General features: G+C 63.4%; 19 protein-coding genes and 2 pseudogenes. 5 read left to right on the top strand and 16 right to left on the bottom strand.

Features of this window, described 5'->3' with window-relative positions; all coding sequences use genetic code 11:
- Positions 1 to 30 precede the first annotated feature (30 nt).
- The 3 genes from KYX69_RS12105 (at position 31) to KYX69_RS12095 (ending at position 3,854) form a co-directional block, all read left to right on the top strand.
- On the top strand, positions 31 to 765 hold the full coding sequence (locus KYX69_RS12105) for an outer membrane beta-barrel protein (RefSeq protein WP_300497640.1): 735 nt from the start codon (positions 31 to 33) through the stop codon (positions 763 to 765).
- A gap of 55 nt (positions 766 to 820) precedes the next feature.
- Positions 821 to 2,983 (top strand): Ig-like domain-containing protein, encoded by a 2,163-nt coding sequence (locus tag KYX69_RS12100; RefSeq protein WP_300497638.1) that lies wholly within the window; start codon positions 821 to 823, stop codon positions 2,981 to 2,983.
- 448 nt (positions 2,984 to 3,431) lie between these two features.
- A complete protein-coding gene (locus tag KYX69_RS12095) occupies positions 3,432 to 3,854 on the top strand; it encodes a hypothetical protein (protein ID WP_300497637.1) in 423 nt (140 codons plus the stop codon).
- Here KYX69_RS12095 and KYX69_RS12090 read toward each other — a convergent pair.
- From KYX69_RS12090 to KYX69_RS12070, 5 genes are all read right to left on the bottom strand, one after another.
- A complete protein-coding gene (locus tag KYX69_RS12090) occupies positions 3,851 to 7,585 on the bottom strand; it encodes a conjugal transfer protein TraG N-terminal domain-containing protein (RefSeq protein ID WP_300497636.1) in 3,735 nt (1,244 codons plus the stop codon). The genes KYX69_RS12095 and KYX69_RS12090 overlap by 4 nt on opposite strands.
- 9 nt (positions 7,586 to 7,594) lie before the next feature.
- The gene (locus tag KYX69_RS12085) at positions 7,595 to 9,022 is read right to left on the bottom strand and encodes a conjugal transfer protein TraH (RefSeq protein WP_300497634.1); all 1,428 of its coding nucleotides are present in this window, start codon (positions 9,020 to 9,022) and stop codon (positions 7,595 to 7,597) included.
- A 48-nt stretch (positions 9,023 to 9,070) separates the two neighbouring features.
- Positions 9,071 to 9,625: a hypothetical protein gene (locus KYX69_RS12080; RefSeq protein ID WP_300497633.1), complete on the bottom strand. Its 555-nt coding sequence runs from the start codon at positions 9,623 to 9,625 to the stop codon at positions 9,071 to 9,073.
- Between the two features lie 77 nt (positions 9,626 to 9,702).
- Positions 9,703 to 10,548 (bottom strand): conjugal transfer protein TraF, encoded by an 846-nt coding sequence (locus tag KYX69_RS12075; protein WP_300497898.1) that lies wholly within the window; start codon positions 10,546 to 10,548, stop codon positions 9,703 to 9,705.
- A gap of 317 nt (positions 10,549 to 10,865) precedes the next feature.
- Complete coding sequence (locus tag KYX69_RS12070) at positions 10,866 to 11,777, bottom strand: endonuclease/exonuclease/phosphatase family protein (protein WP_300497631.1); 912 nt, start codon at positions 11,775 to 11,777, stop codon at positions 10,866 to 10,868.
- Between the two features lie 140 nt (positions 11,778 to 11,917).
- Here KYX69_RS12070 and KYX69_RS12065 point away from each other — a divergent pair, with 140 nt between their 5' ends.
- Positions 11,918 to 12,148, top strand: coding sequence for a hypothetical protein (locus KYX69_RS12065; RefSeq protein WP_300497629.1), 231 nt, complete (start codon positions 11,918 to 11,920; stop codon positions 12,146 to 12,148).
- An 11-nt stretch (positions 12,149 to 12,159) separates the two neighbouring features.
- On the opposite strand, the pseudogene KYX69_RS12060 reads toward KYX69_RS12065, so the two are convergent.
- Positions 12,160 to 12,321, bottom strand: a pseudogene (locus KYX69_RS12060) (transposase); the annotation flags it as partial.
- 214 nt (positions 12,322 to 12,535) lie between these two features.
- Between KYX69_RS12060 and KYX69_RS12055 the strand changes: the two are divergent.
- Entirely contained in the window at positions 12,536 to 15,541 is a 3,006-nt protein-coding gene (locus tag KYX69_RS12055) for a hypothetical protein (protein ID WP_300497626.1), read from the top strand.
- A 491-nt stretch (positions 15,542 to 16,032) separates the two neighbouring features.
- Here the strand turns inward: KYX69_RS12055 and KYX69_RS12050 are convergent, their stop codons facing one another.
- From KYX69_RS12050 to KYX69_RS12005, 10 genes and pseudogenes are all read right to left on the bottom strand, one after another.
- A complete protein-coding gene (locus tag KYX69_RS12050; protein ID WP_300497624.1) occupies positions 16,033 to 16,647 on the bottom strand; it encodes a peptidase in 615 nt (204 codons plus the stop codon).
- Positions 16,619 to 17,473: a type-F conjugative transfer system pilin assembly protein TrbC gene (locus tag KYX69_RS12045; RefSeq protein WP_300497622.1), complete on the bottom strand. Its 855-nt coding sequence runs from the start codon at positions 17,471 to 17,473 to the stop codon at positions 16,619 to 16,621. The genes KYX69_RS12050 and KYX69_RS12045 overlap by 29 nt, the downstream gene beginning before the upstream one ends.
- Positions 17,445 to 18,453: pseudogene (traN, locus tag KYX69_RS12040) on the bottom strand (conjugal transfer protein TraN). Before traN ends, KYX69_RS12045 begins: the two are co-directional and overlap by 29 nt.
- Before the next feature lie 389 nt (positions 18,454 to 18,842).
- Positions 18,843 to 20,762, bottom strand: a complete 1,920-nt coding sequence (locus tag KYX69_RS12035; RefSeq protein ID WP_300497895.1) for a hypothetical protein — start codon at positions 20,760 to 20,762, stop codon at positions 18,843 to 18,845.
- A 254-nt stretch (positions 20,763 to 21,016) separates the two neighbouring features.
- A complete protein-coding gene (locus KYX69_RS12030; RefSeq protein ID WP_300497621.1) occupies positions 21,017 to 21,982 on the bottom strand; it encodes a TraU family protein in 966 nt (321 codons plus the stop codon).
- A complete protein-coding gene (locus KYX69_RS12025) occupies positions 21,979 to 22,578 on the bottom strand; it encodes a conjugal transfer protein TraW (RefSeq protein ID WP_300497892.1) in 600 nt (199 codons plus the stop codon). The genes KYX69_RS12030 and KYX69_RS12025 overlap by 4 nt, the downstream gene beginning before the upstream one ends.
- 64 nt (positions 22,579 to 22,642) lie before the next feature.
- Positions 22,643 to 22,870 (bottom strand): hypothetical protein, encoded by a 228-nt coding sequence (locus KYX69_RS12020; protein WP_300497619.1) that lies wholly within the window; start codon positions 22,868 to 22,870, stop codon positions 22,643 to 22,645.
- Complete coding sequence (locus tag KYX69_RS12015; RefSeq protein WP_300497617.1) at positions 22,867 to 23,196, bottom strand: hypothetical protein; 330 nt, start codon at positions 23,194 to 23,196, stop codon at positions 22,867 to 22,869. The genes KYX69_RS12020 and KYX69_RS12015 overlap by 4 nt, the downstream gene beginning before the upstream one ends.
- A 3-nt stretch (positions 23,197 to 23,199) precedes the next feature.
- Positions 23,200 to 25,710: a TraC family protein gene (locus KYX69_RS12010; RefSeq protein WP_300497614.1), complete on the bottom strand. Its 2,511-nt coding sequence runs from the start codon at positions 25,708 to 25,710 to the stop codon at positions 23,200 to 23,202.
- Positions 25,707 to 26,303 (bottom strand): TraV family lipoprotein, encoded by a 597-nt coding sequence (locus KYX69_RS12005; RefSeq protein ID WP_300497889.1) that lies wholly within the window; start codon positions 26,301 to 26,303, stop codon positions 25,707 to 25,709. Before KYX69_RS12005 ends, KYX69_RS12010 begins: the two co-directional genes overlap by 4 nt.
- Positions 26,304 to 26,334: the final 31 nt, after the last annotated feature.

The following is a 26,334-nucleotide window of genomic DNA, read 5'->3' as shown; positions in this document are numbered from 1 at the left end:
TGTCTCGGGGAAATCTTCGAAAGGGATGATATGCGTTCGATTTGGCTGGCGGCAGCAGGCCTGCCGGTGATCCTGTGGGCGGCACCCGCCCACGCCCAGAACGAGCCGGGCTTTTATGTTGCGCTTTCGGCCGGTCAGAACATGGCCGAGGACACTGATATCCGCTATTATGACACGACCGGTACTTTCGGCGGCACGGGTACCACGGACTCGGCGGATACCACGGCCGACCTCAAGTCCGCAGCGACGTTTGGCGGGGCAATCGGCTACGACTTCGGAACGGTGCGGACCGATGTGGAGGTGAGCTATGCTCGTAACCGTCTCGCGTCATTGACGGTCAAGTCGGTAAACGGCGCGGCGGTCGTTCTGGACCCGACCGATATTCAGGACATCTGCGATTATCTCGAGGCCTCCGCATGTACCGGATCGGGCAACACGATCCGATTTGATGGCGGTCGAATCCGGCAGCTGAGCGCGCTTGCGAACCTGTGGGTCGATCTCCCGATCGGTGACAGCATCACACCCTATTTCGGGGGCGGGATCGGTGCGACCGGCTTCGAGAGCGACGGCGAGGGCGCCGTCAGCTTCAGCTGGCAACTGGGCGCAGGCGTTGCTGCCAAGGTGACCGAGGGTGTCTCGCTGACGCTCGATTATCGCTACCGGAGCACTAGCGGCAAGAACGTAGCCTATGACGCAAATTCCGGCTTCGAGACCGGAACCATCAAGGGCAGTGCGCTGACCGCGGGTCTTCGCTTCCACTTCTGACCAGGGCGGCGGGCCAGACGGCTCGCCGCCGACCTGCATCCCTGGGGAACTTTCCATGAAACGCGCGCTCATCGCTTGTCTGTTGGTTGGAACGGCGGGTTGTTCGGGAGGTGGCGACGGATCCGTGTCGGCGCCGCCCTCGGCCGACACGACGCCGCCGGTGGTCACGATCAGCGGCTCACAAAGCACGATTCAGGCGGGTGAAAGCGTGTTGTTGAGCGTCGCGGCGAACGACGCCAAGGACGGGGCGATTTCCACGTTCACACTGTCTTGCGATGGTGGAACACTGGTCGGCAATCTGTTGACGACCCAGGCGTCGACCGCGGCGGGAACCATTCGCTGTACCGCAACAGCGAGGGACGCTGCGGGGAATGCCGGATCCGCCACCGTCTCGATTGCGGTCACCGTGCCGACCGCCCGCCTTTCACTCGGTGTCTCGAGCACGACCCTTCAGCCCCTCGAATGGGGCGTTGTCCTGACCGACAATCTGACGCTCGCCGCGACGAGCTATACTGGCGAACTCGGTGGCAAGCCCGTCACCCTGTATCGGTCGCCAGACGGGAAGGGGCTCGCCTTTGTGACGCCTGAGGGCATTGCTCCGGGTGCCAATCGGCTGCAGGCAACGATCAACGGCAAGATCTACAGCTTCGATGTCCAGATGGCCGCTGGGCCGACGATCAGCGATCCACGCACGGTGGTCAGCAACTATTTCGCTGCCCAGCGCGCCGAACTATCATCCTTGCTAGCGGACCCTACGATCGCTTCAACCGTCAAGACGCAATTGACCAGGGCGCGGAACGACCTTGACGCAGGCATCGCCGCACTGGCGACGGCGTCTGTTGAAGAGGTTCGTCAAGCGGCGCTTTCGATTACGGTCAATGCCAATCCGCTCGCCGCCCAGTCGTTCAACGGGCCGGCCTGCGACGCGTCAGCCAGCAAGTTCGTGCTCGGGGTTGTCTGGACCGTCGCGGCGGTCGCCGTCACAGCCGATGGTGTCGCATCGATCCCCGCAAGCGGACTTGTCGGGGTGGCCGTCGGTGCCGGCGGCTTTGTCGGCGCAGTGCTGATTCTCAAGAAGTTTGTCCTGCCGAACATCAACAATATTCTCGAACACTGCCTGACCATTGATGCCGTCAGTTTCCTACCTGCCGCCAGTTCCATGACTGGCCATAGTCCAATGCGGGACAAGCTCATCTATGTAAGCCCCCTGGCCGGGACACTCACCTTTCGCAACAAGCAGCCGACAACCGTCCGGGTGGAACGCGTGGTGGGCCTTGCCGAAAGCGTTGCCGGTCAGGTCAAGGACAGCGCGGGACGGCTCCTGGCGATTGGGGAACAAGTGGGGCTTGTGCCGGATACCCTTGCACGCCTGGTGAGCGTCGCTTCAAGCAAGACCACCGAGCTCGTGCCGCCATCGACCGTCTCGCTGTCGCTCAGTTCGGGCGGCAAGGTGACCGCGTCCTACCGCCCGTCGGGAAGCGATCTTGTCACGACCTTCAGCGCCGTCGATCCAGAGCCGGGGACCGAACTCATCAACTTCACGATCAATGTGGCGAGTAGCGGGAACCCGACCGTCGCGGTGCCTGCCCAGCTGTCGCTGACGCTCCCGACAGCCCAGGACGGCTCGGCGAGCGCCATTCAGGGACGGGGTATTCAGTCCGCGGTCCAGGCGAGCGGACAAACAAGTCTCGAGATTGTCCAGCAGCCGCAGCATGGCACGCTGATTCTGCAATCCAGTGGAAGCTATTCCTATACGCCAGCAGGTAACTTCTTCGGCCAGGATAGCTTCCGCTACCGCGCGCGGAACGAAGATGGGTATTCGCGGACCGCGACGGTAATGATTTCGGTCAACCGTCAGTTCGAGGGTTCGTGGCAGGTTACCCTCCGCTCAGTTACATCAAGCCAGAGTGCGCCGGGCCTTTGCCCCAACGAAACCAATGTTGTGAACGTCGGTGTCAGCAAGGTCAGCGACACGCTCTATACAACCAGCTATGCGGGCCAGACTCTCAATCTGACAATGGCATCCAAGGACGACCCGGCCGGCCTGTCGGGGAGCTGGAGCGGGACCTATGAGGACGATCCGGGCCAGACCACTGAAACGGTGAATATCCGTATTCCGGACAGCAACACCATCACCGGCTCTACTTCCTGGTCGTACCGCGGGCCTAATGGCTCGTCCTGTTCGGGCAGTGTCACCATTACGGGCAGGCGGCCTTAAACATTGCGGGATCCAGCTGACGGTCGCCGCTGGTGATGGAACAATCTGGCAATCGGTGCGGCCCCTTGCTCGCGCCGGTCTCGCTGGTGCGGATGGGCGCAACGTGCGTAACGCCTCGCAAAACCGGGGACGTAGCTTGTGCCACTCGCTGATGGATTGACCGGCATCAAGGTTGGACCGGCGTGCGTCGCGACCGATACAGCTAAACGACGCAGGCCAGCAGCGTGCGCTGAAAAAACGCAGGCCGCAGGGCTTATCTGGTCATAGACGGGCAGGGAGGGAAGATTTTGGGGGTCAATAGGGGCGACTTGGATGAGGGAGTGAACTTGGGCGTCGGAAACCAGCTGATCGATCGAAAGAACGGTCGATATCGACGCATGCCGCATGGCTAAATTCAATCGTCGCACGCCCATGAGCTTACACGACTTCATCGTCAGGGGAGGGCGGAATGAAATCGTCTTCGAGTTTGCGGGTCGAACTCGATCCGGAAATTGCAGCACGGGCCTTGAGCGATCTGAGAATGGCAACCTGTCTCTGGCGACCTTGGTACGCCAAGGCGTGGTGGATCGCGATGCCCCTCTACTGGCTGCCTGCAGGACTTGCGTCAGGACCCGTGGTGCCCAGCTTCTATTCGAGCGCGGTTGGCGTCATTACCAATCTGACGTTCCCGCCGCTTACCGCCGGACTGGTTCTGGGATTTGGCTGTCTTCGCCGCATGCTCGCGGACTACGCGCCGGCTGAACCGTGGTTCGATCACGACATCGGAGCCTATCGCAAACCGGGCATGTCGCATCCGGCGATGGATCAAACCAACCCCCGATCCGGCGCCCAATGGGTAGGCTTGGCCTGCCACATGGATGGACCGTCTTAGTCCTTTTGCGCGCGATGTTTGGGTTCCCCATCCCCCGGCCCATGGTCGAGATCGGTCGCATGCCGACCGGTTGCCAGCACGGATGACTGCTCCATCGACGTAAGGGGTGCGGTAAAATCCCATGTACCCCGGCCCGACGCTGCATCCTGCAGATATTTGGCGCGCAGGCCGTCGGCTCCGAGGATTTGACGCGAGAGCTCACGCGAGAATGCCGCGGCAGGCTCGCGCGACTTCGCAGCCACGCCCTCGGCTGCGGCAATGGCACTGCGCACGTCGTAGTTGACGATGTCGAGCGACGATCGTGCCGATGACCCGGCCATACCGCTGTCCCTGCTCTCAAACCCGATTTGGCCCCCTGCACGGCCCAGACTGCTGCGATTGCGGGCGGTCTCCGAACCTCGGGCGGAGCCATCGCTGCCGCCGCCTGCGGACATGCTTGCGCCCACACTCACGCCGAAGTTGCTGGACATGATCGATTGCTTGTCTGCGGTACGCGTTAGCGAACGCTGCCAGCCGGTCTGGGCGAGGATCGCCCCGATATCGCGCTGAAGCGTGTCTGCGACCTGCGGTGCGATCCGCCATTCGCCGGTACGGTCCATTCGAAATCCGCCCTGCAGCCATGCCGCGAGCGCCTTTTGGCCAGCTTCGCCACCGCCCATGAAATGCTCGATTGAGTCCGGGCCCGCCTGCTTCCCCGCTTCGAACCGGGTACTGCTGTCGTAGCGGCCGGATTGCCGAAACGACGTGGCGGTCGAAACCAGCACATCGTTGTTGGCGAGGCTGAAATGTGCCTGGCCGCCCTGCGCGATCGCGCCGAACTGGCTGACGTTGATAAGTCCTGCGCGATGCAGTTGCTCAGCCTGTTTCGGACTGACATTGAGGCTGAGGTCGCCATTCTGGGCGAGCGCCAGGTCGCGCTTGGACATGGCGACGCCATTCGCACGCAGCAATCCCTGAATGCGACTGAGACGCTCATTCTCGACCATGCGGGTAGTGCGTTCGTTGCGGGCGCGGTCGGTGATACCCGCTGCGCCGCCGCTGGCCATGTCGATCTGATTGCCGGCGGTCTGGCTAAGCGTTCTGATGAAGCTGTCGAGACGTGCGGCTTCGCGGGTGGACGTGCCGGCGGCAGCAGCACCTTCGGCAAAGCCGAAATTGTCGGCCTGTCGTCGTTGCTCGCCGATCCGCGCTGCAGCACGCGTGCCGCTTGTGCCGACCTCGCGCTGGGCGTCGAGCTTGCCTGAGCGCTCGGCAAAGTCATAGCCAGCCGCTTCCTTGGTGCGGGCATAGACGCTGCGGCCTTCGCGTCGCGCCTGAGCAGTGGCGCCGTCGGCGGTGCCGAGACTTGTTGCGGCGTTATAGGTCTCGATAGCTTTGGTGACCTGCGCCTCATTCCGGCCTGTCGCCTGCCCGAGCTGGGCAATTGCGGAGAAACGGGCCTCTCCCGACAGCGCATTGATGAGGGCAATATGCTGGGCGGTATCCTCTGGGCGAAGGCCGAGCATGTCCGCAGCGTCACGCTGGCCCTGGTTGCTGCCGGTGCGCAGAGCCTGCTCGGTCGCGACATTGGCGCGTTCGGTCTGCATGACGTGGTCGCCGGCAGAGTCGCGACGGCCCTCCATCGCACCTGCGGCGATCTGCGCTTGGGTGAGGTCGTTTCGCAGTAGCCGTTCCTGGTCGAAGCTATTGGCTACAAGCTTGGCAAACAGGGGGTCGCTCTGCGCCTCGCTAACCACGCCGCTCGCTTTGAGCGCGGCGTCCTTGGGCGAATATCCTCGTCGCTCGAAATGGCGCTGCGCACCCTGGAGCATCATGTCATAGGCGCGCTGATCGCCGAATGCGCGCCACTGTACGAGGTTCTGGGCAAAGGCGGCAAATGCGCGCTCTCCCGCCTCGCCCTGTCCGAAATAGCTTGTGCCGAGTGTGCGCAGCGCGTCCTTCTCCGCAAATTGGTGAATCGCACTGGTTGCGGCATTGGCCTCGAGCGCGCGTGCGACCTGCGGGTCGGCAAGGCCGCGTCCCTTGAGCGCGGGGGATAACCCGCCAATCTGACGTGCTGCGTCGAGCGTGCCAAGGGCAAGGGCGGTATCTCCGCCGGCTGACGGGTGCCGACCGAGCAGCGTTCCAGCCTCGCCAAAGCTCCGGGTCGCGCTGAAGCTGCTGCGCTCGCCGAAATCGCCGAAACCTGTCGCCGCGGCGACCCGGTTCCGCGTGCCCATCGCCGAAGCCTGGCGCTCGAGCGCGGCGGCATGCCCCTCGCTGGTCGCAATCGGTGCAGCGGCTGCGGTCGCCTGGCCGGTAACGCCGAGTGCGCTTCCGGTGAACGCCCCAAACACATTGCCGCTGAAGCGGAAGACGGTGAACACAAAGGCTCCGGCAATGCCTGCTGCAGCAGTACGCAGGCTCCCGAAGACGGCGAGCGCCTTGCTCGCCGCGTCGGGTGCCGCGAGCCAGGTCTCGACGCCAAAAGCTTGGGTGCTGAGCTCCTGGATTGCCGCCGATGCGCTTCCCAGCGCGAACTGATGGATGCCGGCATCGATCACGCCCCAGAGCGCGACGAAGACGAACAGCCCTAGCGTGAAGCTCGCAACGCGGAGGTTGATGGGCGTCAGAATGAAGAGCAGCGCGACCGGAACCATGAACAGCATCACCGCGAACACCGTGGCGCGGACCTTGGGAATCCAGTCATTGGCGACGGCCATCCCGCTATATCCGTTGGTGAGGATCGCACGATTGGCCATGACACGCGCCGCTGCCGCCGGGCTGTCCTCCAGCAGCACATCGCCCACGGTCCGGCTGAGCAGCACATGGGTGAACAGGCTATGTGCCGAGATGGGCCGCTGGAAGATGAGATTGCCGAGCGCGCCGAGCTGCTCGGTACATCGCGTCTTTTGCGGGGGCGAGTCGAAGAGGAAACCGGTTGCCCGGCATGCCCGCTTGGTCTGGGTAACGAAGAGCTCCGGGTCGGAAAGCCGCGTCGAGATATGGTTCCACGCCTCTTCGCAACTCATCGTGGTCCCGCCTTTGTTCGCTGAGGAATAGACTGTCGCAAAGGTCGAAGGACCCGCCATGGCAGCAAAGGCCGTGGGGAGATCGATCGCGGTCCGGAAAAGCTTGTCATCGTCGATCGCATAAGCGGGCGAAACCCGTGCAACCGGGTAGCATTGGCGGACATAGTCGCGCAGTGTCGCGTCGAGATGCGAGTCTGCCAGCATGCGCTGGGAGGCGACCGCATTGAGGAACAGATCGAATGCGTGTCCCCCGCCGTTGAAAGCATATTTGGTGTTGGGGTCGATGCTGTTGTCGTCGATCGTCTCGACCATGGCGCGCTCGATCATGTTCGTGGTGCCCGCCACCAGGATCAGCAGTACGGGAACGTCGCCGACCGCCGCATAGGCATTTTTTACGCGGTCATAGATGTGCACGGTGCCGGTCGTGGCGACCATGCCGATAAACAGGCCGACCCCGACCAGGATTTGAAATCCGAATGCCACGAGGCCCATGCCCGACCCGCGCGCGCTGGCGAGCAGCGCGCCGAGACCGATACCCACGGTTGCCATCAGGATCACTAGTGTCTCGTAGCGTGAATCCGAAAAGATCAGCGAGACAGCGCGAAACGCATCCACGGTTTCCTGGAAGCCGCCATAGCTGTGGAAGCTTGCCTCGAACGCGGCAGCAGGCGAGGTCGCAAGCAGGGCGGGAACGGCGATCGGCCAGCGTGGCGAGCCCATATCCTGTCCTCACCGGTTGCGTGCGACGGTTGCGCCAACGGCACTGCGCGCGTCCCGGTCGCGCTCGCGCAGCAGCCCGGCATAGTTTGCCGAGAGGTTGCTCGTCCCGAGCGCCGCGAGATAGGATTGGCGCATCTGCGCACGTTGACGCTGCACCTCTTCGCGCAGGTCGCGAAGCTGCTCGACTCCCTTGGTAAGTATGCGTGTCTGGCAGACCTGCTTGCTGGCGCCGTCGGCAGCGCCGGCCGCGCTGACGCCGCGCTCGGCGTTGTTCAGGGCAAAGTCGATCGTGCGGGTCAGGTCGTTCAGCATCTGATAGGCGATGCTCAGCGCGACCAGTTCGTCGCTGTCGGCGATCACCGAGTCGACAACGCCTTGGCGGACGCCCCATTCGATCAGGCGATAGACGGGCAGGGTGCGCACATTGGCGACAAACTGGCGCTCCTCTGTGCTGAGCGCGCTGCGGGTGCGGATCTTTGCGGCGATCGACTCCATCCGCTCCCGGGTCAATGCAAGCGCGCCGCGTCCTGCCCCGTCCTGCGTGCAATCGTCAGCACTTGGCGGGAGGTTAAGAGCGCGGCGCTTGGCTTGCCCGGTCAGAAAGTCCTGCGCGCTCTCGGTGTCCTGGCCGGCGCAGGCGGGGATTGCGGCGAAAATCGGTACCTTGTCGGTGGCACTCCACCGCATATACACGTCTCCTACCCGGGCGCGCATGACCGCGGTCCAGTTGGCAGCACCGATCCGGGCGGCGGCATTGTCGAGCAGCGATCCGGTGCGGAAGATCTCGGTGACCTCGGGCGGGCAGTTTTCGAGCGCGTCCTTCAGATCCTCGGTGGGATTGTTGCTGTTGGCCTCGATCCTCTCGCGCGACTGCTGAAAGCTCTTCGCGAAGCCCTGTTTCACCGAGCGGTAGCCGGTCATCTCCTCGATGATCCCCGACATAGTGTCATCGCCTTTGGCAATCTGGACCAGGCGGTTGGCTAGCCGGCAATCATTGACCTGGATCGAATTGAGGAAATTGGTGGCGGCCTCCATCTTCGAGATGATGTTCCCCATCTTCTCGTCAAGCGTCTCCAGCAGGTATTGAAATGCCACCGCCGGCGCGGCCTGAAGGATGCTCTCGAGCTTCTGGACGAGATATTCGGGGTCAAGGAACGACATGCCACCCAGGAACATGTCGATGCCGCCACAACCGGCGCGCACCTTGGGCAGGCTAACCGACATGAGATAGTCGTTATGGACGTCGACCCGGCCAGCCATGCCGCCTGCCGTCAAATAGCCGCGTGTCTGGTCCTCGAAACTGCCCGGACTCGAATAGGTGACGTTGTCGAACCAGCTTTCGGCCCAGCTCTGTGCACCTGCCGGTCCTGCGCTCAGCAGTGAAGCGACGCCGATTCCGATGCAAAACGAGGACTTGAAACACGCGAGGCGGCGCATGGTGTACCCTTCACGTTTGAGATGATCTTGACGTCGAGCCCGCCATGCTCACCGTCTCTTCAAAACGGGCGCTGGCGCGCCGACGATACCCGTAAATTTCGACATGGCCCGCACCGCGACTGCCGGGCGGACTCCGCTCAGCATCTTCGCCGCCAGATAGAGATTGCGGGTCAGATTGGGGCCGTGATCGGTACCGATCGCGATCGGGATCACCCGGCCAGGATCGGCGTGCGGCCTGACCCAAGCGACGGGATGCCCGACCCAGGGCAGGCCGAGGCGTCCCGACCTCAGCGCAGCATCCTGGCCTGAGATCGTCCGCGCCTGCCAGCCATATCTTGCAGCGAGCTGACCGAGGCGCGACCAGAGATCCGCGCACGGCAGGCACCCCGGCGCTGTGGTCATCTCGACGACATGGAGGGATGACTGAGCCCTCAGCGTTGCCGCGAGATCGGGCGGAAAGTCCCGTGTCACAGGCACGCGGGCGAGCCAATGGCGCATCGACCGGATGTCGGCGACCGGGTGCACAGCTGCCGCCCTGGCCCGATCACGATTGACCACCTGCGCGGCGCCAGGACGTGGCGTTACGATCGCCAGTGCCGCCATTGCTAACACGGCGTGAGCGCCACGTTCCTTTACGCACGTCCAAGCGCTCGCAAAGCTTGGCGGACGCGTTGAGCCTGTCATTGGTTATGGCCTGAGCTGGCAGAGAAAAGGTCACCGCCGAGCGCGCGCGGGTCCGTGGCGGATACCGGGCCGTTGGCGAGCGCGTCGAAAAAGCCGTCTTCTTCGCCGGGGCCGGTCATGAATTGCTCCGGGCGGATATCGCCGTTCAGCAACCTTGTCGCCTGGAAGGCCATTTGTGCGAGGTTGGGATAGGTCTCCACGCCGCTCGCGATGATCATGCGCTGAACGCTGTCGCGTCGGATCACCATGGTGGTCGGTGTGATCTCTACGCCATAACGTCGCGCCAATTCGGGGCGCTGATCGACATCCATCAGCGTGACCTGCCAGCCCATCTCCTCCTGAAAGCGCTGGATGATCGGCCATTGCACGCGACAATATCCGCAGGCCGTGCGCGAAAACATGACCAGCGCGAATCCGCTCGCCTGAGAGCGCAAATAGGCACGACGGATTGCATCCTTCTGCGCCGTCTGTTCGGCGCGCGCATTGCCGACCATCGGATTGGCCGACTTGGAGTTGAGTTCGGGGTTCTGGAGCATGGCGAGCTGGGTGACGCCGGCAAAGGCCCGCGCCTTGCGACGTGCAAAATCCTGAAGGCGCCAGAAATCCGCGACCGCCTCGACGGTCAGCACCGTCGCGGCATAGTCGCGCTGCTGCTCGATCAGCTTGCGAATCCGTGGTGGCGTCCAGGCCGCGAGCTGCGCCATTGGCGGAATGTCGGGCTTTACTAGCGCCTCGGGCGCAACAGGCGCATCCTGCGCTGGCCGAGGCACGTACCACCAATAGCCCTGCTTGGCTTCCTCGCGTCCATGACTTTTGCGTTCTTGTGCCGTTGTCGACGGTATGGCGAGGCTGGTGAGCGTCGCTGCCGCACCAGCCAGGACGTAGCCGGGCAACGCACGGCTTGCGCGACGGCAACCGCGGCGTTGGCATCTGATGATCGGGGCTCGGTGTCTAACCATGGCGCCGATCTTGAGGAGAATGATCGGCTCGGCAACGGGCGGGGCAGTAAACCACCCAAAGGCGCGTTCTCGTGCCTCGTAACGACGCGAATGTTATGCCCGGGCGAACTTGGGCCGTGGGTCATTTGCTGTCGATCTGGACTGTCGGCATGGTGGGGAAATATCTTCAGTAGGGCAATCGCCCCATCGGAAGGGGGTTTCTAGTGCTGCAATGTCACAGAAACCGGGCAGTGATCCGAGGGATGCCGGTCCTCAGGGAGGCCGTAGCGATATTCCTCGAACGAGCCCGGCTTAACACGTGCGGTTGCCTTCGCACCCAGCACGATATGGTCGATGAACTCGTTATAGCGCGCCTTGCAGGTCGCGCGCCGATCGCCTGAAGCAAGCGTCAGGTCTGCGCCCGCCGGATTGCCATCGTCGATCTCTGCATAAAATGCGTCACCGCGTGCCGCCAGCCGCCGGTTCCAGTCGCCAAGGACAGCGAAGGTTTCTCCCGCGGCGGCGCGCGCATCGATCCAGGTCTCCAGCGCCGGCAGCTGGTCGAACAGCACCGGGCAGTTGCGATCGGAGGGGCTTTGTCCGGAGTTGCACCCGGACTTGAGATGAATGGCGAGCAGACGAACCGGTGCACGACCCCCGATCGTGATATCGACGCCCCAGCGCAAATCGGGATTGCCGAGCGCCAGATCGGCCAGGTCGGGGTTGCGCGACCATGGCACACCCTTGCGGATCGCAAATCCGACCGCCTGCTGCCGGATCGATTGGCCAGGAGCTCCGTAACAGGGGCCACCACGGCCGCTCGCGGGGCGCGTCGACATAACGACTTCATAGTGCTGAGGATCGAACACGCGCCGGGCGGCCTCCGCATTCTCGACCTCCTGGAATGCGATCACATCCGCGTCGAGTGCTTCAACATGTCGTTTGAGCTCGACATAGTCGACAGCTGTGCGGGGACGACAGCCAAGTCCATCGCGCTCCGCGAGATGCTCGAGATTCCAGCTCGTGATCTTGAGTGTTCCACCGTCGCTTTGCCGCGCTGTGGGTTGACCCGCGTTCAGGCACCCGCCGAGGAGTAGCGCCGTGGTAAGCAAGGAGATGGAGTGCCTGATCATCAAAGGGTCGATACCCCGGATATCGCCTCATGCGAAGCCTTTGGGAGGCTCCTCATGCGAGGGGCTCGCTCCGGTCGTTACGGAATCTACATGAGCCAGCATTGCTTGCGACGGTCCCCTGAGCGGTGCAAAGCGAGGTGATGACCGCGAGCCAGCTTCACGATCACCTTGTCAGAACCTTGATGCGCAAGGCGGGTGGAACACTTCGCCGGTGGCGAACCGTGGTCGGACCGGTTCGAGTTCATGACCCGGCGACGCATGTGCATTGCAACTGGTCGGTGACGCCTACGGGCACGTCGCGCGAGATTGCCGAGGTGGAGCGTTTGCTCGATGTGGTTCGGCTCGAGCATCCGATCATCACGGCAGGGTGAACTTCATCACTGCGCGCCAGCGACACGTCCATGCCACCATAAGCCGCCTTCCACTTGTAGAACGTCGCACTGCTCACACCGTGCTTGCGGCACACGTCAACTGTCTTGGGACCGGCCTCCTGCTCCCGCAAGATCCCGAAAATCTGCTCCCCGTTGAACCTGCTGCGGTTCATCCTCGTCCTCGTTCATGAAGGACTCTAGCTCAGACTGGCGGAGTTTCAGGGGAGCGCGTCACTGGAAGATCGCATCTGCCTTCAGATGCTTTGTGATGATCAGTTGCGTAAAACCAGCAGTTGATGTCAGCATCGGCCAGATGTGACGCGGGTAAGCAAGGTTCGCATGAGGTGGAAGTTCGCAAAAGCAGGGCGTTTGTCAGGCGCTTTCGCCGTGATCCTGCTCTCCACCCTTCCGATGCGAGCCGCAGCGCAGCTGCCGACGCTACCCTATCCCAAAGCCGCCGCCTTTGTCGGCGATAAGAAGGTGCTGACGGTTGCCTGGTCCAATGGGGTTGTGACCCAGGAATCGTCTGAAGGGCGGCGTATTCTACTCCGGGAGTCGCTCAAGGTCGACGACATACAATTGTCAGCTGATGGACGTCGTGTGCTGATCCGGTCGGCCCGCATGATCCGGGTGCTTGAGATTGGTTCCGGTCGGACGCTGCTGACCCATGCTTTGCCGCACGAGCCCTATGCAACATTTCTGTTCTCGCCCGATGGGGAGCAGCTTGTCGTTTCCTATGAAAAAGAACAGCGCTCCGAGCTGTTCGACCTTACTCGCGGAACGTCATTGGGCGCAAGCGAGGGAACATTCGAGGATGGCGGATTCTATGGCCGTTACCTCTTGCTTGTGCTCGACCAGTCGCGCGATGGTCCGGGGGATACGCTGATCGTACTGGATCGCGACGGAAAGCAGCTATCGCGTCGGCTGTTTCCGGCAATCTTCGCGTCGGCCCCGCTCCAGGCGGAGGCCGACACCATGCTCCTCGTCGATCATCGCAGGCTCTATTTGCTCGACATTGCACGCAATGTCATCGTGCAAAGCTATCCGATTGCGAGGGTGCCGACGCAGTTGCTCGCCCGTGCGGACGGGTCTGTCGCATCTCACCGGGGCCACGCATGGGAAGTGCGCGATCCAGCTACGGGGACGCGCCGCGGTTTGGTCGGGTATACGCCGGACCAGCGGGACATCACAGGCATGACTGCCGGGCCCGACGGCCGCCTGTTGCTATGGGTCGGCGATCAGACCTTGATGCTGGCCGACCCTGCGAGCGCTTCTACACGAGCGCTTTTCGACTTCGGTGAGGATGGCCAATGGCTGGCGGCCTCATCTGACGGAGAGCATGTTGCGATCGGCGCAGATCGATCGCTGCGGATCGTCGATCTGTCGCGGGCTAGACCGAGTGAACGCTGTATCGAGCCCCCGGGCGGGGCGCATCGTTGCGCGATCGCCGATCTGCGCCGGACGATGGGAAAAGTTGAAGCCGCCGAAGCAGACGATTTGCGCACACTGGTCGCTTTGTTGCAGCGACAGGAGATGGCCCGCTGGGATAGCGAACGTGCAGACGGCTATGATTATCTTGCTGCCGCGCGCCGTCTTGTTGAGCTCGATCTGGATGACGAGGCGGAGGCCGCCTATCGTTGGGCTCTGGGCTTTTCGAACCCCCATATGCTGCCGGGCACGACGCTCGCCTTTGGCGAGCTTTTGCTCCGCCAGCGTCGGTTCGCCGAGGCTAGAGCAATGCTTGCGCCGCTGGCAGCCCAGCAATCAGCGTTGTACCGCAACGAGAAATATCCGCCGAAAATACTGAGCCACATCTTCGCTGTGTTGAGCGAAGCGCAGCTGGAGACCCAACAGCTAGAAGCCGCTATCGTCTCCGCCCAACGTTCCTATGAGCTCTATGGCTCGACCGCGTCATTTTCGGGCAGATATGTAGGGCGAGCAATGCTGGTTAAGGCGCGAGCATTGACTCTGCTGGGTCGGCTGGCAGAGGCTCAGGCGCTACGCGTCGACCTGCTCAAGCAACTCAGCAGGAACTATGGTGAAACACCTCTGGCGGTCGAGACACGCATCTCGCTGGGCGAGGGCTACGCATTGCAGGGGAACGTCGCTCAGGGCGATGCACTGATCGTCGATGCAATTGAGATCATCAAGCGCAGCTTCGGCGATGCCAACCCCACGATGATCGATGCGCGCGAACGTCTTGGGCGATTGCGCTTGCGCGCTGGTCAGTCAAGTCAGGCACTTACGCCTGTGCGTGCAGCGACCGCTGCATTGTCCGGTGCGCAGCAGGTTCGGCTCGACCGGTTCCGTTCGCTGTTCCGTCTGCATGTTGCAACCGCGTGGATGGCGCGGCAGTCGCGAGCGTCAGCGACTACAGATCCGAAAGTCACGAAAGCACCAAGCGTAGCCGATGCCGGGCATCCGACCATCGCACGCCATGAAGGAGAACTGACTGCGGTTGCACTTTCTCCAGATGGACGTTTTGCTGTCACCGGGTCGCGTGATCGCACGCTGCGCGTCTGGGACGCGCGCAGTGGCGTCCAACTGCGCATGACGAGCGTGAGCGGCTGGGTCGACTCGGTCCAGTTCATTGCACCGACCGTGGTGCTGGTCCGTGCCTATCGCGCGTTCACCATCGACGTCGTTACCGGGGAGACCCGGACGCTAGGCTTGGACGATATCACTCATGGAGTTGCGCATGCCGGTGATGGAACCATTGCGGTCGGTCATGATGTCGGCGTTCTCATTCTTCGCGCCGACGAACAACGGGTCTCGATCCCCGGCGACGATATTCGAGACATTACCCTATCGCCGGACGGCAAGAGACTTGCCGGGCGGCTGCAGGAGTCGAACGAGGTTATTCTGTGGGATGCGGTGAATGGCCAGCGTATCGGCTCGATGGGGAAGAGTGACACGGCGCCGGTGTTCCTGGGGTCACTGGTCATCGTGATCGCACCGGGCTTGCCTGGGAGCGATATCGCCCAACGTTATGATGCCGTCACCGGAAAGCTGGTCGGTCCGGTGGCCAGCGAGGACTGCTTCCTGCACAATATAAGGGCCGCAGCAGGACAGATGTTCGCACCGGGACGTACCAGTTGTTTGCTCGGGCCTGGCGATCAACAGATGCGGCCGTTCTTCAAAGGATCGGACTATGTGCATCGTGCAGCTCTAGCCCCTGATGGCCGACTCGCTGCCTTGGCGCTTGAGGGCGGCAGGATCCTTGTGATCGAGGTTGCGACCGGAAGAGTGCTTCACACCCTGCTGCACGGCAACAAAGTCACGGGTCTCGCGTTTTGCGAGAATGGCCAATTCTTGCTGTCAGGCGCCGACGAACTTGTCGGACGGGTCTGGGACACGCGATCGGGGCAAGCACTTGTCCAACTCGGCGACTGACAGATCACGATTCCGCCTGCGAAACACGAACGTGATGAGGGTTCTGACCGACGGCGGAAGTGCCGCGGAAGCGTCTGTCATTTGAATGTTCCCCCGAGACGAGAGAGGTGCACTAGCGCATCGTCCATATAAGGACGGTTGACCCCGGTCTTGGTGTTGCAAAGAGGCAAGGCGACCTGCCTTACGCAGCGTTGCCCTGCGCGACTGCATTGGGTGGCATATTTCGAGCTGGTGAAGAGCCCTGTCAGGGGGACGCGCAATCCGCTGAGCTATCCGATAGGCTGCGCTGCCGGGCCGCTGTCAGCTGCGCTCGCTCTATCCGATCACAATTGACGTTCGACTGATCGGCGTAACGATCTCTAAACTTGTACATCTGGCGATCCGCAACTGCCCTTGCTTGCCTTGACGGGATGAGAAGACGTGACGAAAGGCGCCGCGGCGTATCGAGCGTCCACACTTCTCCACATGTCCCGGGCCAAGCGTCTGCTCGGTCAGAAAAGCCGCTCCATGCGCCGCAAATGATCGATCCGCACGAGGCCGAAATACCGGCTGTCAAATCCATCGGGATGCGATGAACCGATATAGACGAACCCCGGCGGAACCGTTCCGGCGATCCGCGCCGCGCTGAGCTTCACACCGCCCCGGCCCCGCGCGAGGCTGACGCCGATCAGGCTATCGTTACAGAAAAAGGCAGCCGTTGCTCGGACCGCTGACCTGTCGGACGGCGGTGAGATGCGCAGCCGTTCCCCTGGCATGCAGAGGACATATTTGGTCACGCTGACCGGATTTGGGCCGGACACCGGGTGGACGAGCGAAAACTGCACCAGATCGCCCTTCCGGATGGCGCCTGGGGCCGGGCGAACCGCCCAGGCGTCGATCGACGGGCTCATCACCAGCGTGACACCGGGCAAGGTGAGGGTCGCTGCGAGTCCTGCGAAACCGGCCAGCGCAGTCGCCAGAACGAGCCGTCTGCCACCCGTGTCGGTACCCGTGGCTGTGCCGGGGTCGTTGCCACGTAAAGCGTCGGCGGCCCGGCGGGGCAGACGAGCGAACTCGCGCAGCAACCCGGCACCGAGTTCAAGGAGCAGCCAGACGAGCCTGAACATTCTCGACCTCCTTGGTGCCACCGAGGCGACGATATTCGTCGATCAGTCCAGAAAGTGCGGCGTCGCCATAAATGACGATGTTCGCGCGGGGGCTTTCGTCCTCGCGCTCGCAATAGGGCTGGGTCGGGTCGCCGGGGATCATTGCCAGCGCCGGCACGTGCGCGACGCCATGCTGGCGGAACACCAGCGGATCGATGATGATCTGAACGTCGCGCATCACACAGCTTGGTCCCTCGCAGCCGGGATCGATGCGCAGCACCCGTGCAGTGAGCCTGGCCATCGGCCCGAGCTTGCGCAGCCCGCCCGGGACCCCACGAAAGGCCATCACGCCGCGCACGCGCTCGAGCTGTGCTGCATAGCTGCGCAACACAGGCACAGGTATTGAGGACGAGACGAACAGGACCGGTACCCAGCCAGTGGGGACGGGGGCGACCGCTTTCGCGATCTCCTCCAACTCACCCGGCTCGAGGCCGAGCGACTGACGCAAGCGCTTGCCCATCGCCTCGCGCTGCGCCGCCAGCTGCGCCTGACCCGCTGCGGCGGCCTCGCTGGCGCGGCGGACGAGGTCGGCGGACGGACGATGCTTTTGCAGCCCTTGGAATGCTCGGCGACGCAGGTCGGGCGGCGGGTCGGGCGGCAGACGTGGGGTGGCTGCGTCGGTCTCGGCGGGCCTGGCCTGTTTGAGCGCTTGCTCGAGCCGTTGCATAGCGGGGCCACCCTCGCGCTCGATCCGCTCACTGGCGGAATTCTGGGCCAGCGCTGCGCTGGCCAGCAGGATCAGCACGCAGGCCGTCATGCTATTCACCGACTGCGTCGAGATACGCATCGATCTTGTCCTTCATGTCGATTTCGATGGTCGATTGCGCTCTGGCCTCAATCTCGGCGTAATATTCGCTCAGGTCCATTTTTTGCGAAATCCAGCGCCTGAAACTCTTCCGGCGTGAAGCCGCGACATATCGGCTGTTTGGGCGTGCCCCAGCCAATGCCGTTGAACGATTTGAGCTGGGGGCGGCCCTGCTCCTGAAGAATTCGGCCGAGCTTGGTGTTGAAGCAGCAATGACCCCTGGCCTTTTGCAGGCACAGGCCGAGAAAGCTGGCGGTGCAATAGCTGCCGACCTCGTGGCACATGCCCGAGCCCCGCAGCATCGCGGTTTCCATGTCCTGCTGGTCGCAGCCACTGAACAGCAGCTCGACCATGAAGTTGACAGCCAGGCTGATGGCGATCGAGGTCGGGTCGAAGCCGATGATCAGCGCATTGGCGCCTGCGCTCGCGGCCTGGCTGGCGGTGGCACCGGCCTGCAAGGCCGCGAACGCCGCGCTCATCCCGTTGAACACGCCCTTCACGACAGCGATCTTGGTGCCGATCGAGCCCATCGCCGACCCCATTCCGTCCTTGATGATCTTGCCCTTGTCCTTGCAACAATTCTGGAAGGTGTTGCCGAGTCCGGGCGGCCGACAGCGCATGCCGCGACCGCTGAAAATCTCGATCCGGCCGAGGCAATTGCCTGCCGCATCGGCACCACCATCGGCTGGAGTACCCGGATCATCGATCGGCGGTACCACCTCGACCGGTGTCCCGGCGGGGTCGGCACAGAGATTGGGTGAACAGCTCGGCACGGCGCTGCCCGCGACAATCGCACAACTGTGCTGGGTGCCGAGCGGGCAGAGATAGTTTCCGTCGGGCTGCATGTCGCAGGCAATCTGTTGCAGCGGGCATTGCCAGCCCGCTGGGGCGGCCCGAACGCAGCCGGCGACCTCCCCGGGATCCGCCGCATCGCCATTGCCGTTGAGATCGGCCACGCACATCTGCCCAGCGCCGGGGGCGGGAATAGCAGGCGGCGGACTGACAGGCGGCAGCGACGGCGGACCGTCCGGTGGCGCGGGTGGCTGCACCGGCTCTTCGGGATACGGCGGCGCCGACGGCGCATCGCGATCTTCAGGCCATAGCGGCGGCTCGACTTCGCGAGGGGGCCGGATCGGCCCGGAAGGACCGGTCTCGCTCGGCGGTTGCTCGGATATTTGCACTGTCGTTTTGGTGGTTGAGGCGGCGAGGAAAGCCGAGGCGGTGCGCGTGGCAGGGGGAGGGCCGGCAATGGCACGGCCATGCGCCGAAGCTGTCTGAACGACCAGAATGAACGTCACCAATGCGGCCAGCAGCAGCGCGACCCTGGAAGGAGGGAACCAGCTGCGCGGGCTCATTGAGGTGTCGCCGTGCACAGGAGGTCGGCACCCGCGAGGCGGACGGTCTGCATCATCACGACCGCCTCCGGAAAATCATCGAGGCAGCCGCAGGCCGAGACCAGCTGCTCCCCCGGGCCGAGCGGGCAGACATTCTCCGCCCCGCAGCTATGGTAGAAGGTGTCGAATGAAGCCGGATCATTTTGCTGGTTTCCAACCACGCCCTGTGGGGCGGCTTGTGCGTTGATCGTGGGAGCGCGGGTCTTGCAAATGGGCTCGCAGGCGGGGACACTGCCGCGGTGGGGCAACGAGAAGGGACGCATGGTCTCGCTTGTGCCGCCCGTCGCAGTGCGCGTGCGATCGGCGAGCAGCGTCTCGGTTGAGCGGTCGAGGATATAGGCGCTACGGCTGAGGTCCGGCATGGGAAGCGCATTGCTGTCGACTTCGCAGCGATAGATCCGGTCGCGCAGGAAGAAGTCGCGCTGAAGCTCCACCGCGCAGGCAGACGCACCAAATTGGCGGGATTGCGGCAGCGGGCGCAAGCCTGTGTTGATACCGTTGCGAAAGGTCTGGACCCCATCGACAAACTCGTCCTGCAGGCGACAATCGGCATCGCGCGCCAGCATGGCGCAGCGATCGACCAGCTGCTCGCGGGTGCTGCAGGCGTCGTCGAGCTCGAGCAGCACCCTTGCGCGTGCCTCACCGCCATCGGCCACAGCGACGCGTAGCCAAAGCTCGTGGTCGCCTTGAGTCAGCCAGGGCTTGAGGTCGAGATTGGGGGTGGCATGGAACGCGCGCCCGCGTTCGCACTCTCCTGGCGGCAGCCCTTCCGATCCCCATGACGCTGGGCCCGAAGCGATCAGCGCACCATCGATGCGGATTTGCGCCCAGTCATCGGCGAAATAGTCGGCAAGGCGCGCCTTGACGATCCGGTCGGGATCCTCGACGCGCAATTTCATGCGGAAGTCGATCAGGCTGCAATTGCCGCCACGCAGCGAATTGTCCCCCGGCGAGCCCATCAGGAATTCGATCTGGTTGACGGTGCGCGTGGCGGCGTAGCCGCCCGATATGCGATGAATGACCGCGTCCAGGTCTGCGCCCTCGACCCTGACTTGTCGTTCGATCGTGCAATGGCGCAGCTGCTGCGCCTTGCCGAGACCGGCAGGCGATCCGGACAAAGCCTGGAACAACGGGCTGTTGTTCGCCGCCGTCTGCGCGTCGGCGGCGATGGTGACCGGGTTCGCGCGATAATTGCTCTGGGGCAGGGCGGGGCTTGCCGTACAGGCTGTGGACTGGGCGCCGACATAGCGGATCACGGGCCCGTCGATCACTGCCTGCGCGACGCCGATCCGCGGATCGGCGGTGGTCAGCGCACCGACCATGCCGCCCCCTAGATCGCGCAGTACACCGGCGAGATTGCCCCATACGAGGTTCGTCCCGCAGCTGTTGTTGAGGCAATAGCAGCCTGAAAGCTCGGTCAACGGCACGGCGCTGAGCTTGAGATTGCGGGCCGTGTCCACGTCCCACCGAAAGGGCCGGCACTGGGTCCAGCTGCCGGGCTCGCACGAAATCACGCCGTTGGCGCACAGGCCGGAGATCGGCATCGGCAGGGTCGAGCGGCTGTCGATCGTGCCGTCGAGATCGGTGTCGCGCGCGATCTGGACAGTGGTGAGATCGCCGCCGCTGCCCGGTTGCGCGAGGATCTCGAGAAGTGTGCTCGTCTTCTGACACGCGAGGTTGGCGTTGAAGCTCCGTTTGCCGTCAATCGTGGCGATCGGCTGTCCGGAAAGTCCCGGAGTCACATAGTTGCGCTGAATCGCCTCGCTCTCGCCTGCGCGGGCGCGCGATGCCGCCGCCGCCGCACGGGCGCGGGCCTCGACGCTTTGCGGCTCTGGGTCCTGAATGGGATGTGCCAGGGTCGTCGAGAATGAAACCAGCGCGGCCACCGCTATGGTACAGGTCTGGGAGGGGAACCTGACCCGTCGGAGGAGGGTGGCCGCGCTGGCCGGGGGTGGAGCGGCGCCAAGGGGGCTTGGTGGCGCCGCTCCCGCCACACGCACCAGCCGTCGGCCATCCAGGCCTTGGCGGGCAGACCAGATGAAACCGGCCCAGTGCGCGCGACGTGGGGGAGGTAATCCGCTCATGGCACCGGAATCCCGGCGCAGCAGATCACCTTTTCGAAGAGCATGAACTAGGAATTGTCCTTGCCGGGGGCATGTTTGCCGCTCGTCCAGAGCGCGCCGGGCCGGCCGATATTGACGCATTTGCCGCCCTTGACCGGCTCCATCAGCTGGAGCTTGTAGCGCGACTTGGTCCAGATCGGACTGGGGCGGAACGAGCAGCCATCGCTCGAGCTGATGGTGAGCGCGCCAAGGCGTCCCATCATGAAGGTGCCGCGCGCGGCCAGGCCCGCCCAGGCCTCGACACTGTCCCCGAAATGAATGTCTCCGGCGATCGGATAGGTCGATCCCCAGCTTCCCATGCACCAGAAGAGCGGATCGATGACCTTGCCTGCCGCGGCAGCGGCGCTGTCTGCCATGCAGGCAAGACCAGCCGCGGGATTGCCGAACAGGATCGCCTCGGGCTGAATGATTGCGCCGAGCGAACCCGACTGCCAGGTGGGCAAGACCTCGGTGACCAGCGCGACATCGAAGCCGTCATCCTCGATGCAGGGCAGGTCGGTGAACATGTCGAGCATCTTCCAGACCGGCGAGATGTAATAATGCATTTGGGCGAACATCTTGCGGGTGTTCGTTCCATCCGAGATCGAGCTCTGGCTGCCCTGCAGCTTGCCGCCGGTGGCCATGAGGTCGGCACCGAGCGCCATCATGCAGCCCGGTTCGGTGACGACATCGATCATGCGGTTCGGCGACCAGAAGGACACTTTGACGCCGAACCAGAATTGCAGACCCTTGCGGCACGCACACAGCGGTGCCGAGGCCGATTGCGCGTCGAGCGCCTTGTCCAGCTTGTCGTAGCTGCCGATCCTCACCCCGCCGATGGTGATCGGGAAGATGCAGTTCCAGCGCACCTTGGTGATCGGATTGAACATGGTGCCGGTCGGGCATTTAGAAGCTTGGGCGGGGCTGGTCCCGATGACCGGGGCAGCCACACCGAGCGCAAGCGACGCCAGCAGGGTGCGTGCGGACTTGATCATCTGACGGGTCTCATCTTCTTGGCTCGGCTGAACGGTCCAAACTCTGAAAGGATGAGCTTGCGACCAGACTGGGCGACGATCACGGGGGCGACGGTGAGACCAAGCCTTGTCTTCATCCGCTCTTCGAGCAGATAGATAGCGCGCCCGCTGCGCTCGGTAAGTTCAATGGGATCGCCCGCCGTGACGATCACAAAATCTGACGGTCGTGCTGTTCGGAGCGCCCAGCTTAGGTCGCGCGGATGTGCGATCACCAGACGCTGCGGAAGCTTCACATAGGTCAATGGATTGAAGCTGTAGCCCTTTGGATAGAGCATGCGTCCGTCGGGCAGTTTCACGTCGAAATCTAGCGTGTAGAAGGGGATGACCGATCTCACGCGATCAGCTGGGGCCGGATCGAGCGCTGCAGCGCGCAGCGCCGACCATCTGTGGCGCGGCCCAAATTGCTGGCGCATGTCGCCTGGCAGCTTTGCTACCTTGGCGGCGATCTCGGCCATGGCGTCGACCTCCGCGATCTGCCAGACGCGACCGATGGTCGATTGTTTGAGCTGCACGGGGCCTGCAGGCGCGGCGGCGACTCCCGTCAGTCCAATGACCATCGCGCCGGCCAGCAGCGCGGCAATGGTGAGCCCCTGGCCGATCACGGTCCAGCGCATGCCGCTCTCAGTGCCCATCGCGCCCTCCAAAGTCCTTGGGCGTTGGCAGTCCGCAGACTGCAGCCACGAACGAAATGGCCGAGACCAGAGTCACCGGCCAGACGACCCAGCGCAGCTCCAGCGCGAGGTCGGGGCGTAGCATCGCCAGGTAGAATTCGACGAACAGGAGGACATAGCCGCCGATCGCGAGCCGCAGCGCACCGGGCGACGGGTCGGGCGCAACAAGACCGTTCATGGCATTCTCCGCTGACGCAGGCGCGCGAGCAGTTTCGCGGCGGAGGAGGAGAGACCGATCAGCAGCATGCCTGCTGCGAAACACGATGCCCCGACCAGGATCGCAGTGCGCACAACGGTGTAGGCCGACTCGCCGACGGCGAGACCGGTAGCGAGCACGAGACTGATCAGCAGCACCGTATCGAGTGCGATGAGACGGAACCGCCAGCGGAATGCCCCGGCTTCCAGATGCAATGCCACGCGGCGCTCGATCAGCAGTTCGAGATCGGCTTCGCTATCAAATCGCAGTGGAACCTGCTCTGCACGGACATGGGACTTCTGGCGCATGGCTCAGGCAACTCCAATGCTGGGTTGACGACCGATCTCGGGGATCGATGCAGGATCGACGCCGGCGAGCCGGCAGATCGCTTCGAGCGGCGAGAGACCTCGCTGGATCAGAGCGTCGAACGCGGCGACCTCCTCGGGCGCGGAGGTATTGATCCAGTAGGAGAAAGGATCGACCACCAACCGAGCGATTCCGAGCCCGAGCGGCGAGTCGATGAAGACTTCGCTGTAGTTGGGCTTGGAGTTTCGGACTGACTTGAGCAGATCGAGGACGAAGCCCGAATAATCGAGGATCTTGTTCTCGACCGCCCGGTCATAGGTCGATCCCTGCAGCAGGAAGCGCGTCGCAGCATTTTCCAGAATGACCTGACCCGTGCCACCGAACAGCTGGAGATCGTTCATCGATTGCAGCACGATACCGAATGCGCCGCGATATTTGCGGGCGCGGCGATACCCCTGGCCAAACGCCTCGGCGAGCCGCGAGAGATCCTGCCCGTCGGTGCGCGTCATGAATTGCGCCGCCTCGTCGCACAGCACGAAGCGAGGACGGTCGCGCCCCGATAGATACAGCTCCTGCGTGACAGCGTTCACCACCACCATGACGATGACGTTGAACAGGTCGGGCATCGATTTGAGGCGTTCGAGTTCGAGGACGACGAATTCGTCGTTGCGAATGTCGAACGTCGAGCGACCGTTGAAGAAATGTCCATAGGCACCGTCCGAGCCGAAATCGCGCAGGTTGAAGGCGAGCTCGCGCGCGGTCGGGAGGAGATGGTCGACGCGATCGAGATCGCTGCTGGTATTGGCGGGATAGGTACCGAGCCACTCGCGCACCGCATCGACCCCGAAGTCGGCACGGCCGGTGTCGATCGTCCATTGCACTGCGGACTTGAGCAAATTCCATTCGGACGTGGTCACGCCCTTGCGGGTCGAGGCGTTCGCCATCTCGGCGACGATCGCGACGGCCATGGTGATCGCCGACTGCTTGTCGTCGCCATCGAGCGCCAGACCCATGTCGAAGGGGTTCAGGACCAGCCGCTCCTCGCCGATATCGATATAGCGGCCCGAACAGAGCGTGCAGAGCTTGCGGTAGCTCCCGCCGATATCGATAATGCGGATCAGCGCCGAGCAGGCATAATATTGTTGGCAGAGATTGTTGAGCAGGAAGCTCTTGCCCGCGCCGCTCTCGGCTGAGACAATGAAATTATAGTTGTTGATGCGCGGATCGAACAGGTCGAGCGTGACCAGCTGGCCCTTGCGCCCCGCATAGAGCAGGGCCGGTCGACCGCCGCCGCGAAAATCGGTCTGGATCGGCGACATGAGCACCGCTGCCTTGGCCGGCATGCGAAAATCGCGCTCGAGCATGCGCAGCGTTGTGCGGTCGGCATAGAGGCCGAAGGGCAGGCTCATCACCAGCAGCGTCGGATTGAGATAGCTCTCCTCCTGCATCGAAAAGGGGAGGGGCTCGCTCTCCCATAACCGCTTGGCACGCGCGGCCAGTTCGCGCGCGTGATGCCGGTCGCGGCCGAACACCCAGAGGCACGGGATGACCCGAACGAATTTGGAGTTGCCGGCCTCGTCGAGGATCCAGCCAATCTCCTCGATCTGCTTGCCGACCTCCACGGCGAACGAGCCGGCCGCCTTCTGCGCCGAGAGGATCTGCGCGCGCTTGTGAATCTCGAACTGCGAGTGATCGAACAGGATGTTGAGCGTATAGAGAAACGGACCGCCGATCTGGTCGCTGTCCTCGGCGCTCCCGCGCATCCCGCCGAGCAGCCGGTTGGAGCGTTCGGCCGTAATCCGTCGCGCCGGTGCCTTGGGCGTCAGGCAGCGCGCGACCTGATCGCCGAGAAATACTTCCGGGCCCTCGAAAGCAAGGTCCGGCCCGGCATCGATGATCTGCTTGGCGATCGGCGGCGCGTCGAGCGAGGTGCCATCGGCAAACACGCCGGGCGCGGCTTTGCTGATTCCGTTGAATACCCGGCGATAGAAGGCAACGATTTCCTCGGGCGCGAGCCGTCGAATTCCAAGCTTGGCCAGTTGTTCCTCGACCTGGCGTCGCAGATCCGCGTCGAGCGGTCGGCGGGTCTTGATCGAGAGGAACGTTCGGAAGTTGCGCACCGGGATGTCGTGGAGCGCTTTCAGACCGTCTCGGCCCGCACTCAGATAGGCCCGGGTCTGGCGCGCGGAAGCCTGGATCAGCGGGTCGTCGCGCGTCTTGAGATCCAGGAACGCGTCGAGCGTGTCGTCGATCAGCGGGTCGGCGAAGGTGTGCAGCTGGAGCACCGTACCGTCGGGGAAGTGCACGTTGAGCAGACCCTGCAAAGCGCCCTGCACATGGGCAAACAGGTAAGCGCTCGGAACGATCTCCCAGCCATGGCCCCAGCAATCGTCGACGCACAGAAAGGCTTCGCTCGCCGCGTCCCAGGCGATCAGCGGCAGGAAATCCGAGAAGCTGTCGCGACGCACGCTCCTGCGCAGCCGGGCAAAGCTCAGGTTGGAGGCGCGCGCGCTCATGGGTGCGGCTCCGGTTGCGGGCTCGGCTGCAGTTCGGCGCTTTCGGCGGACGGTTCCTGGATCTGGCCAAGCACGGGTGCCTGTGCAGCGCGCGACGGTGCGGAGACCAGGGTGCCGCCGACCACCCAGACGGGCTTGTCTAGGATCGAGTAGATATAACGCGGCATATAGAGCCGATCGGGACGCTGGCGATCGGCATATGGCAGTACGAGCGTGCGCACCGTCCGTGCTGGCTTGAGCATTGGCGTGACCGGCGCTTCGAGCAGTCCCTTGAGCTCGTGGTAGAGGCTGGCGCGATAACTGCCGAACGCGTCCGGCGCAGACTTGTGGTGTCTGCCGCCCCGCGAAGCGTTGCCCTGATCCCTGAGGATCTTCCGGTCGTTCGTCACCTCCGCTTCGGACTTGGAAACAACGCCCGCTACCGCATCGGCATGCGCCCGTTCGGGGTGGATACACTGGCCATGGTCGTCATTCTTGCAGCTGAACGTCTCGGGATAGGGAGACATCATCGAGCCCAGTGTGGCACAGCCGGACAGGAGGACACCCGCTGCCGAGGCGAGCACGCAGCGCGGGCGAAGACGGGAAGAACGCATCAGCATTGCTCCGGTGAAGGCGATGGCGGCA

The organism is Sphingomonas sp. (assembly GCF_030145815.1).
Lineage (GTDB): Bacteria > Pseudomonadota > Alphaproteobacteria > Sphingomonadales > Sphingomonadaceae > Sphingomonas.
Note: the sequence above shows the minus strand (reverse complement) of the source record. Positions and strands in the feature narration are given on the sequence as shown.